This is a genomic window from Furfurilactobacillus milii (assembly GCF_009863985.1).
GTDB classification, from domain to species: domain Bacteria; phylum Bacillota; class Bacilli; order Lactobacillales; family Lactobacillaceae; genus Furfurilactobacillus; species Furfurilactobacillus milii_A.
In genome coordinates, this window is the sequence record NZ_WEZT01000020.1 from 51,053 (window position 1) to 61,457 (window position 10,405).

Sequence of the window (10,405 nt, forward strand, 5' to 3'; positions counted from 1 at the left end):
TAATGAAAGAGAAAACAACAAAAAAAGAAATAGTTAAAATGGTTGCCAAACATGCGGAGGTCTCACAAAGTACATCACAACAAGTGATCGATGCCTTATTTGACTGCATCGGTGAGGAACTTGCTGCTGGGCGGGATGTTGAGTTGCGCCGTTTTGGCACATTTGTCGTTCATACAAATAAAACACGTGTCATCAGTGACATCAGTGGTCAGCCGGCAACGGTACCGGAACATCGAATTGCCAAGTATCGATGTGGTACTAGTATGCGAGCAATATTGAACGGTTCGCATGAAGGCATTACCGACTAAGAAATTTTTGTCAGTAATGAAGAATGTTCACCTTAAAAATGCCGCTCCTTAACAATCAGGAGCGACATTTTTTGAGTTGACTAACGAGAACGGGGAGTTCAACACTTCCATGTTAGTTAAAAAATTGTTTATAGAGAAGCAAGTTAGTTGCCGTTTTTCTGTGCAGCTAGTGCTTTATTTTGAAGATCTGGTAAAACTTGTTTTGGCGTCTTACGCAGTGAAAACATATCATCAATGGCGGTGATATAGTCTTGGCGGAAAGCGGAGTACCCTTTAAACGTTGGTTGTTGAACACCAATGTTCAAAGAATCGACGGCCGTTTGCTGGTTTGGATTCTGCTTCAGGTACTCTTTATAACTGGCCAACTTAACTGACGATTTTCTGACTGGTACATAACCAGATGCCTGTGACCATTTCGCGCTGGCCTTCGTAGACATAGAGTATTTCATAAAGTCCCAAGCGGCTTTTTGTTTGGCCGTGGACAGGCCCTTAAACATCATTAAATCCGCACCGCCGACTGCGGATAAACGAGTCGATTTATAAGCGGGCATTTCCGCAGTCCCCCAGCTAAAGTCCTTTGGAGCATGCGTCTGAATGGCCTGAATTGCACTTGAAGAGCTGATGTAAAAGAGTGACTTTCCTTGCGTAAATGCGCCGGAATAGTATTTGTCAGATCCAGCCGGCTTGATGTAGCCTTTTTTGATGTTATCAACAAAGTAAGCGCTGGCTGCCTTAGGTCCTTTGCCGTTCATTTGTGGTTTCAAACGATTATTGATAATCGGACTGCCAAATTCTTGAGCAATCCCGGCAAATTCGATGTCAAAACCAGCATCGATGCCTAGTGCCGTGATATTATCCTGTTTAACTTTAGCTCCGTCATTAGCGATGTCCTGCCATGTTTTGGGGACAGCTAAATGATACTTTTTGAGGAGTGCTTTGTTGTAAAATAACAACCGTGGTGACTTATTGAGCGGAGTCGTGTAGTAACTCTTTTTGTAAGTCATGTTTTTAGTGAATGTGGGATATAAATCGGCAAAATCTTTCTTAGTTAAACCTTGCTTGCCATTCACCAATTTAGTAATGGGTTGGATCAATTGGTGACTTTGCAAATCTGGGACGGCAGAGTAACCTAATTGCCCAAGAGCAGGTAACGTATGCGATTTGCCAGCAGCCATGATTTTTTTCTGGAGATCACCATAGTTTCCTTGATAGAGTGCAGTGACATGAACCTTGGATTGAGTGTGATTATAATCTGTAACCATCTCTGCTAACGCCTTTTCTGACGGTCCCGTCATGGCATGCCACAGGGTGATGTTGACCCGTTTCTTCGTTTGGCTGGCAGATGCCGTTTGCGGTTTGATTACCGTTGCAAATCCAACTAACAACGGTACTGCAAGTAACCAAGTTAACCAATGATTTCTCTTCATCCCAAATACCCCTCCATGTTGGTGATGATTCTGAGTTGAAACGACAGGAAAATGCTAATAAAAGTATTGCTAACGACTTTATACGGCTTAAGTTTGGCAAAACAACGTAAAGGTTAACTACAGTTTTTTGTGTTAATTATGTATCGTTTATGTAAAGACGATATTAGTTATTTAATAAAGGTAAAATTCGAGGAGGCAAAATATGTTATCGTCGGCTGCAATTAGCGAAATCGTCGATGGTTTATGGTTGAGTGTGACATCATTGCTGAATGAAACGAACCGGTTAAAGAAACACAGCCGGTCACAGCGGGATTATGACGCGGTAGTTGCTGAAAGGGTGACACCACGTCTAGCAGCGCTGGATGAATTAATTGACTGGTTGCCAACAGATCGGCTCAGTGATGCGGCACAAACACGCTTAGCGGCCATTCGTCAGGGAATGAGCCAACTAAAAGAAGATCAGCATCGTCAATTGGCTGCTGACCTTCTGAAAAAACGTAATTTAGATCGCGAAGAGGGACGAATTTCTCGTCACCGGCGTTTTTAGCGATTACCACATCACATTAGGACCGACGTTTAGAGCAATGGTTGAGTTAGCAATTTGCTCTTGGTGATCAAGTGCGACAGGCGTGAAGCAACTTAGCATTGACACGGTGCCAATGTTATCGCTTTTGATGGGGTTACTGGATGAGCCGCCAATCAAAACGGTTTGGGGCGATGTTGTCCAACCACCGAGTTCATAAAATGGGACTAAGTCTGGTGGACACGTGAAGATGCTAAAATCAGCGTCGTCGTGTTGAATTAAGGCAAAGGCAGTCATGATAAGTGACGTGCCAAACCCTTTATGGAGATATTGAGGCGCAATCATCACTTCGGATAGGCCGCTGACTTGATAGCGTTGGTCGTTGAGTGTAACGGACGTTGTTGGAATTTTCAGCGACCCCGCCAATTGCCCATTTTTGTCATGCATGACAACGACAATTTGTTGTTCAAGATAATAACGTAAGTCGTTTTCGTCAGCGTCTTCGACATTGGGCCAGTAATGATGACTGAGTTCGGCTATCGCTGCTTTATCGGTAGCGGGTAGTGAGAAATAGTGGTACGTATCTGTTTTCATAATATCCTTAATATTTTGATTGGCTGATATTTATCAGACCTAAATTAAGTCACTTGAAAAGACTGTATTTAAAACAGGAAAAGTGACATTGTGTTGGTTAGTGGTTTAATTTAACCATGAAACGATGTAATTGACCAGAAAGGTGGCGGAAAAAATGGGTTCAAGAATGATGCATTATGCCATAGCACAACAACTAGCACCTGAAAGTACAGCTTTTTCGATTGGTAGTTTGGCACCAGATGTGAGCGGACATAATTTTGACTTTAAATCGCAGACTCACTACATGACCTTAAATGAAGATGGGAAAACGCGCTCGATTCATCCAGAGACGTTTGCCGAAGAATATCAACGACAACTATTACCGAATATGTTTGTTCGTGGCTATTATGCACATTTATTAGAAGACAAGGTGTGGTTAGACACCGTGTTCAATCCATGCATCAGGCCGCAATTAAATACACAGCGTGATCAAAAATTGGCCGCTTACTACGCTGATTTTCATACGCTCAATCTCTTGATTGCGAGTCACCACAAACTGCAGCCGTTGTCTGTGCCGGATTCCGCTCACGATTTCGCAGTCGTTCGTGAAATTGGTGATGGCGATGTGGTACAAGTGGTTAAAGACTTGCAGGATGATTTCGAACCGGTTCCCAAACGTCAATTAGTAATGCTGTCATTTGATCAAATAGAACAGTATATCAACACCTGTGTGCAGGTCGTTCAGAATCACCTTAGCGCGCTTAAGTAAGTTTGCAGTTGCTAGCGCCGCTTAGTGTTAGTTGGCTAAACCGAGGACCATGTCAATCGTCCGTAGCACACCGTCATCGTTGTTGGTCCATTCGGTAACGGCCTTAGCACTGTGCTGAACTTTGATTGACACGTTAGCCATGGCATAACTGTGGCCGGCGTGGGCCAACATCGCGATATCGTTATCATTATCACCAAATGCCATCACATCGGCGGGGCTGATGTGCCAATACTCTTCAAGTGCGTGCAGGCCGACCTGTTTGTTGATATGAGCGGGAATAATGTCTAGGCCACCAAAGCCACTTGCTGTCGCTGCTAATGTTTTCGGCAAGTGTTGGTTGAGATACTCAGCTCGCTGGCCCGCCTGATCGTCCAGCCACACCAAGTCCATTTTGAACATGTCATCATGAACGTCGGTCAAACGATCACACAACTGGAGACCACTGTAGAAATAGTTGGCCTGCTCCATCAACTCTGCGTTTGTATCACGTTCAACATAAGCACCATGCCGACCAGAAAGAATCACCATACCGCCGGTCAGCACTGGATCGGTGCGAATCATGGTGAGTGCTTGATTGAGATCAGTCGCCGAAACAGTATCCGCAAAAATGACCTGATCATTTAAACTGACAAGACCGCCGTTTTCAGCCAGAAACGCAATATTGTCGTAATCGGCAAACATATCGGTTAGATGTTTAAGCTGATTGCCGCTCGCAATGACGAAACGAACGTGACGCTGCTCAAGCTGATCTAGTACATGTTTGAAATGCATATGATTAAAGTCATGGTCATTGGTGATAAACGTGCCATCGATGTCAGTTGCGATCATTTTAATAGTCATAGTGAGTCAAACCACCTTTCTGAGGGTAGTCATAGCGTATCATGACAGCGCTATCAAGGCCAACTAGTTATAAGAAAAATAATGTTTAGAAATTAAAAACCACGTTCGGCAAAAGCCCAGCGTGGTTATTTTTAAAGATAAATTTTAGTGGAACACGTCTTCCTTGCCGTTAACGTACAAGGCTGCTGCAATGGTCAAAATTGAGATTACCAACAGAACAGCCATCAGAATATTCCAACCGCCGAGCATCACGTGTAGCGTGCCGTAAGCGATTGGCCCGACGGCAGCAATCAGATAGCCCAGAGACTGTGCCATTCCTGACAGGTCAGCCGTTTCTTGCGGTGTACGTGTCTTAAGGTTGAACAGTGTCATGGCTAATGCGAATGATGCCGTCGTTGCGCATCCTAGGATGATACAAATGATAGCGAAATACCAAATCGTATGGATTGGTAACAATAGGCCACCGATTCCGATGACAAAGCCTGCACCAATCGTCATTAGCAGCGTAAACTGATTTTTAACGCGTGCAGAGATAATTGGTACCGCATAAGCGGCAGGCAGTGACGCAATCTGATATAGTCCAAGCAACAAACTGGCAGTGTTGGCTGATACGCCACGGTCAGTCATCAGTGTTGGCAACCACGTAATCAGCGTGTAGAAGACAAATGATTGCAGACCCATGAAAATCGTCATCATCCAAGCAGTGGGTTGTTTCCAAACGGACTCGTGTGGTGCAGTCGCTGTTTGCTCGTCAACCGGTTGTGCCTTGTGATTGTACCGTAAGTTTGGCAACCACGTAATGATGTTGATAATGGCCACGATGGAGAAAATTTGGATGGTTAATTGCCAGCCAATCTTGCCAGCTAGCGGCGCAGAAACGCCGGCCGAAATGGCGGAGAAGAACGTCATGGAAAATGAATATAAACTCGTCATTTCACCAATTTTGTGGGGGTAGTTTTCTGCAACCAGAGCTGGTAACAGGACATTTAGAAAGGCGACCCCGATACCGACAAGCAAAGTTCCGATGATCAGTGCTGTTGCAGAATAAACCCGCATCCAGTTCCCGATGACCAGAATAATCAGTGCAAACAATAACGCCACTTCGGTTCCTACCTTAGCGGACACACGCGGGGCAATCGGGGACAGAACCGCAAAACATAGTAGTGGAATAGTGGTTAAACTACCGGCCAGTCCACTTGATAAGTGCAACGTGTGTTGAATGGGTGCCAGAATTGGTGGGATGACGGTGATGACCATCCGCAAACTGGAACCCAGCAAGATAATGCCGAGTAACAACCAACTACTGTGTTTGACAGCCTGTTTCGTTTTGTCAGACATGAAAATAAAACCTCCTCAGCGAGGATTAAAATTTTGTTTTAGTTATATTATGTAGCAAATGATCACAGCACAGTCTGTACGATGATGTTTGCGGCATGGCCGAACAATGCGACCGTCTTAGTTTACACGCGATTGTTCATTTCAGCAACAAACAAGCTGGTTGGGTGGTCATAATGATGCAAAGTTGCGCTTTGACTACGCTTGCGGTTGTCAACATTGACACGCTCGCCGTGGGACCGGTTCAAGCCGGAAGCACGCCGTCTTTCACCTCGCCGCAGAGCCTCGTGGAAATCCGAGTCTCCGCGACCGTCCGTGTTGTAAATCCGAGAGAACCATTCGGATTTACAACACCTTCATGGTTCGGTATCAATGTTGACGCCCTTCAGCTCACATAGTGGCAAGCTTTTAGTATGTATCATTATAACGACAAACTTTTTTTGTAAACGCAGCCTCAATTTTTTATATAGTAGTGGAGCTGACCAGAAACAAAGTTCCGTGTCGGCAACACTTGGCGGCGAGAATTTGGCCGCTTAGTGTTGCGGGATGAGTTATGAGACGTGTACTTCGGCTCATAATCAAGGTAGAAGACTCCGGTTTTAAGGAGGCTGAGACCGGTCCCAATGGAACGGCGTTTCTGATCAGCGTAACGACATGACGTCATAAAAACCGCCATATCAAGTTTGCCAACTTATCAAAAGATGATGTAAAGAATGATAAAACGAGTATGCTTAGAATAATTAATAAGAGAAAGCCCCTGATGATATGAGCAACAAACCGGTGCAAACGAACTAGAAAAACTGCATTGGAGATGGACACATGAATGACTTAGATTTAACCACTATTGTTAACGCGATGGCGCTGGCCCCAAACGGCCGACCAGTACAGGAACACCAAACGGCATACAGAATTGCCTTGGCTGAGGATTGGCAGATTGAACCAGGTATGAAGTTGTTGGAACTTGGTTGTGGACAAGGCGACATGACCGCTGTTTTGGGTGCAGCCGTTGGTGAAAATGGGCACGTGGTAGCTTATGATCCGGCACCGCTAGATTATGGGGCGCCGATTACAATTGGTGATGCCCAGCAGCATCTGGCCAATTCATCGTTTGGCAAACAACTTGAGGTGCATTTGGCGACTGACGTGATGCAGGACGACATCACGTATCCTGACAATTACTTTGACGGGCTGGTGATTGCGCACGCTTCGTGGTATTTCGACAGCCTTGAACAGTTACAGACCACCTTGCAAAAGGTCGCACCGTGGTGTAAACAAATTTTCTTTGCTGAATGGGATATTACGCCGCGATTAGCGAACCAAGTTCCTCATCAATTGGCTGTGTTGATTGAGACACAACTGGCCGCGTTTACGCCCAACAGTTTCGCTAATGTGAGAACGCTGGTGACAAAGGAATGGCTCGTTGAGGTGCTCCATGAACTCGGGTATACCGTCCAAACAGCCAGTCAAGATGCGATGAAGATGGAGGACGGGTATTGGGAGGCCAGTTACACGGCTGAAACTGGATTAGCAGCTGTGACTGCAATGTCCTTGCCCGATAAGTTTAAACAACTGATGGAAACCGAAATTCGTACATTGCAGACTTATGATTTAACGCAGATGAAAACGTTGGACAGTTTTGTAATGACAGCTACGCGGACTGACGCTCAATAGAATCAAAAAGAAAAAGGATCATTCGTTTGACTTACCGATTACTGCGGCAGTGCTCAAACGGATGATTCTTTTTTTATACAATCATTTTATGTTAAAGACTGGTGGGCAGGTAGACCATCTTAAACGTTAAGGCCACAACTGGCGTTTGATCCGTGAAGTGTTGCCCAATTGCTTCGGCCTGCGTTTCTAATCGAGCGCGGTGAGACGTTTGCCAGATGGATAGGGAAGTGCCGTCTTCTAGGTATGCGTGCTCTGCGGTAACATGGTCAAACGGCATTTGTTGCACGGCGACATATTGCAGGATGGCCACTGCATGAACGGAGCCATCAAACAAAATTTCATAATCATGATTAGGGATGGGCATAGTTTGTTTGTCATGCGCATATAGGGCCGCTAGTGTTGTCGTGGCCTGTTTCATACCGGCAACAACCCGCATTGATTCGATATCGGCGGCCTCAGAACCACCGCCAAACGACCACGCGTGATGTGGCGTATTTTTAGCGGTTGGATGTTTTTGGATGAATTGTTGCCAAATTTCGTCAGCATTTAATGACATTGGACAGGACCTCCTAACCTTTATTATACCCATTAACAAACCAACCGACCAAAAAGAACCCTGAAGGAGCCAAACTAGGCAGTTCACTGGGGCTCAATCAGTTGATTCCATATAATTGGGTTGATAATGACATGCTTCTCGTTGAAAGGAGCGTTTTTCATGAAGGCCATGGTAAGTAACCGTCTAGGAAGTGTGGCGACACTGCAGGAACAAACTATGTTGATACCAGAAGTTGGACCTGATGATCTATTATTACGGGTGGAGGCGACGGCGCTCAATCCATTGGATTTTCAGATGATCACAGGCCAACATGATCGTGCATACACATTCCCGTTAATTTTAGGACGAGATGTTGCTGGAAAGGTGGTTGGCAAGGGTAGTCGGGTGAAGTTGTTCAGTTTGGGGGATGAGGTCGTTGCCTACCAACCTGAACAGCAGTTAGGGACGGTTGCTGAATATACGGTGGTGCCGGCAAACCAGGCATTAGTTCGTCCTCGTCAAGTCAGTGCAATTCAAGCAGCAACATTACCGACATCTGGAGAAACTGCTTATGAAGCGATTGTTGACAGTCTTAAACTGCGAAATGACCAAACGATTCTAATTCAAGGTGGTGCTGGTGGTGTTGGGAGTTTTGCCGTGCAAATTGCCCATGTGCTGGGTGCGCATGTCGTCACCACAGTGCCACGCCGTGATGAAAAGTTTGGGATTGTGCTAGGGGCTGACTAAGCAATTGACTATCAGGTAGTCGACTTTCGTCAGGTGATTCAACCGGTTGATGCAGTTTTGGATACGGTGGGCGATAAAGTGCTGGTTGATAGTATGAATTACGTACGCCAGGGTGGGCATTTAGTGTCGATTGAAGCCGCCCCAGATCTACTTGTTGCAGAAAGTGGTGCATTTGCTGGAGAATTCTTCCAATTACAGCCAAACGTCGGTGTGCTCGGTCAATTGTTAACGTTGGTGGCCAAACGACAGGTGAAACCGCTGATTGAAAGGGTGATTCCGTTCACAGCACCCGCCATCAGAGCAGCGCTTAAAGTGGTTGGTAGTGGACATGAACGCGGAAAACGTGTAATCTCCGTATGGAATCCACAATTAGAAAAGTAGGTTGGTAAATAATGTTAGCATTCACTTTGGGATTAGTTGCCGTAGTCGGTTTGGAACATTTATTCATTATGTGTTTAGAGATGTTCTGGTCCACTGGCCGTATTGCGCAACAAACGTTTGGCAGTGACTCATCATTTTTGGAGCAACCACAGGTTAAGGCAATTTTCAAAAATATGGGCATCTACAACGGTTTTGTTGGTGTCGGAATTTTATGGAGCCTGTTTGCGTTGCCAACAATGGAGATGCGATCCGTATTGATTCTCTTTACAGGCTTCGTCGTTGTTGCTGCGATTGTCGGCGCGGTTACAGTGAGTCGGCGCATCTTTGTCGTTCAAGGACTGCCAGCACTGTTTGCAGTTCTTTGTGTGCTACTTTTTCTGTAGACAATAATAAAAGCAGGTGAGCTTCCAATATTGGAAAAGCTCACCTGCTTTGTTGTTTATTTATTGTTTTCTGTAACTACTCGCGTTGTGAAGTGATGTTTTAATGATGGAATGAAATGTTTGTCAGACCAACCTTGAACCCACCCCTGCGTGAGGAAGGCCCAGACGGTACCGAAGTTGACCGCCCATAACTGGAAGTGGTTCGTGAAGAGACAAATAATCATGATAATTACTGGCGGAATATAACTCAACATTTGTGAAGCCGTTGCGAGACCCCGTAAATAGCGGAAACGAATGATGTAGGATAAGTCATCGTTTGGATGCATGATGATGTTTGCCCGTTGATAGAGGGAAACGGCGGCACCAACACCAAACAAGCCAATGACATCAATAACAACTAGTGCCGCAAGTTCCCATGGGTGACTGAAATCGCCGTGCAAGTATTTGATGCCAAGCACGTCCGACCAGAATGGCACAATAAACTGAATTAAATAGCTAAACGGGACGATATATAAGATGTTACGAATGAGTCGGCCCCAGTCGAAATGGCCGATGAGCAATTGGTCCAGAAAGGCAATGACCACACCGTAACCGGTGAGAACAATGCCCAGTCCCTGACTGGCCACAGCCGGGCTCGTCGTATGCAATAACCAATGGGTGAGGTTAACGGCGGATGCTGTCCACACTGCGCTTCCCATATTGGTGGAAATCGTGAGTGCATTAAAGGCGGAGTTCAAAATAATTGAAATGATGAGCCAGGTAAAACGCTGTTTGGCATCTTTCATGTGCACGGAACTGTCCTCTTTTCACAAAGTATATGATAGATTGTAAAATTAATCCGAACGCTGTTCGGACAAAAAAGATCAGCTTCCTTTAAAATGGTGTTTACCACAAACCCATCTTTTAGGAGCTG

The 10,405-nt window shown here is 45.4% G+C and carries 13 protein-coding genes; 7 read left to right on the forward strand and 6 right to left on the reverse strand.

Annotation, left to right across the window (positions count from 1 at the left end):
* The first annotated feature begins 2 nt into the window (after positions 1 to 2).
* Complete coding sequence (locus tag GB992_RS09465) at positions 3 to 308, forward strand: HU family DNA-binding protein (RefSeq protein ID WP_161002228.1); 306 nt, start codon at positions 3 to 5, stop codon at positions 306 to 308.
* Between the two features lie 143 nt (positions 309 to 451).
* Here the strand turns inward: GB992_RS09465 and GB992_RS09470 are convergent, their stop codons facing one another.
* On the reverse strand, positions 452 to 1,735 hold the full coding sequence (locus GB992_RS09470) for an ABC transporter substrate-binding protein (RefSeq protein WP_161002229.1): 1,284 nt from the start codon (positions 1,733 to 1,735) through the stop codon (positions 452 to 454).
* Positions 1,736 to 1,937: 202 nt separating this feature from the next.
* Between GB992_RS09470 and GB992_RS09475 the strand changes: the two genes are divergently transcribed.
* Entirely contained in the window at positions 1,938 to 2,282 is a 345-nt protein-coding gene (locus GB992_RS09475; RefSeq protein ID WP_161002230.1) for a hypothetical protein, read from the forward strand.
* Between the two features lie 3 nt (positions 2,283 to 2,285).
* Here the strand turns inward: GB992_RS09475 and GB992_RS09480 are convergent, their stop codons facing one another.
* On the reverse strand, positions 2,286 to 2,852 hold the full coding sequence (locus GB992_RS09480; protein WP_161002231.1) for a GNAT family N-acetyltransferase: 567 nt from the start codon (positions 2,850 to 2,852) through the stop codon (positions 2,286 to 2,288).
* Between the two features lie 154 nt (positions 2,853 to 3,006).
* Here GB992_RS09480 and GB992_RS09485 point away from each other — a divergent pair, with 154 nt between their 5' ends.
* Positions 3,007 to 3,600, forward strand: coding sequence for a hypothetical protein (locus GB992_RS09485; protein WP_161002232.1), 594 nt, complete (start codon positions 3,007 to 3,009; stop codon positions 3,598 to 3,600).
* Between the two features lie 27 nt (positions 3,601 to 3,627).
* Here GB992_RS09485 and GB992_RS09490 read toward each other — a convergent pair whose 3' ends face one another.
* The gene (locus GB992_RS09490) at positions 3,628 to 4,440 is read right to left on the reverse strand and encodes a Cof-type HAD-IIB family hydrolase (protein WP_161002233.1); all 813 of its coding nucleotides are present in this window, start codon (positions 4,438 to 4,440) and stop codon (positions 3,628 to 3,630) included.
* Positions 4,441 to 4,584: 144 nt separating this feature from the next.
* The gene (locus GB992_RS09495; protein ID WP_161002234.1) at positions 4,585 to 5,778 is read right to left on the reverse strand and encodes a CynX/NimT family MFS transporter; all 1,194 of its coding nucleotides are present in this window, start codon (positions 5,776 to 5,778) and stop codon (positions 4,585 to 4,587) included.
* Positions 5,779 to 6,594: 816 nt separating this feature from the next.
* Here GB992_RS09495 and GB992_RS09500 point away from each other — a divergent pair.
* On the forward strand, positions 6,595 to 7,446 hold the full coding sequence (locus GB992_RS09500) for a class I SAM-dependent methyltransferase (protein ID WP_161002235.1): 852 nt from the start codon (positions 6,595 to 6,597) through the stop codon (positions 7,444 to 7,446).
* Between the two features lie 91 nt (positions 7,447 to 7,537).
* Here GB992_RS09500 and GB992_RS09505 read toward each other — a convergent pair whose 3' ends face one another.
* Entirely contained in the window at positions 7,538 to 8,002 is a 465-nt protein-coding gene (locus tag GB992_RS09505; RefSeq protein ID WP_161002236.1) for an ASCH domain-containing protein, read from the reverse strand.
* A gap of 159 nt (positions 8,003 to 8,161) precedes the next feature.
* Between GB992_RS09505 and GB992_RS09510 the strand changes: the two genes are divergently transcribed.
* The 3 genes from GB992_RS09510 to GB992_RS09520 are packed head-to-tail and all read left to right on the forward strand — an operon-like array spanning position 8,162 to position 9,492.
* A complete protein-coding gene (locus GB992_RS09510) occupies positions 8,162 to 8,728 on the forward strand; it encodes an NADP-dependent oxidoreductase (protein WP_161002237.1) in 567 nt (188 codons plus the stop codon).
* Positions 8,729 to 8,731: 3 nt separating this feature from the next.
* Positions 8,732 to 9,109 (forward strand): zinc-binding dehydrogenase, encoded by a 378-nt coding sequence (locus tag GB992_RS09515; protein WP_347877387.1) that lies wholly within the window; start codon positions 8,732 to 8,734, stop codon positions 9,107 to 9,109.
* 11 nt (positions 9,110 to 9,120) lie between these two features.
* Positions 9,121 to 9,492: a DUF1304 domain-containing protein gene (locus tag GB992_RS09520; RefSeq protein ID WP_161002239.1), complete on the forward strand. Its 372-nt coding sequence runs from the start codon at positions 9,121 to 9,123 to the stop codon at positions 9,490 to 9,492.
* 56 nt (positions 9,493 to 9,548) lie between these two features.
* Here GB992_RS09520 and GB992_RS09525 read toward each other — a convergent pair whose 3' ends face one another.
* Positions 9,549 to 10,283, reverse strand: coding sequence for a DUF6198 family protein (locus GB992_RS09525; RefSeq protein WP_431188836.1), 735 nt, complete (start codon positions 10,281 to 10,283; stop codon positions 9,549 to 9,551).
* Positions 10,284 to 10,405: the final 122 nt, after the last annotated feature.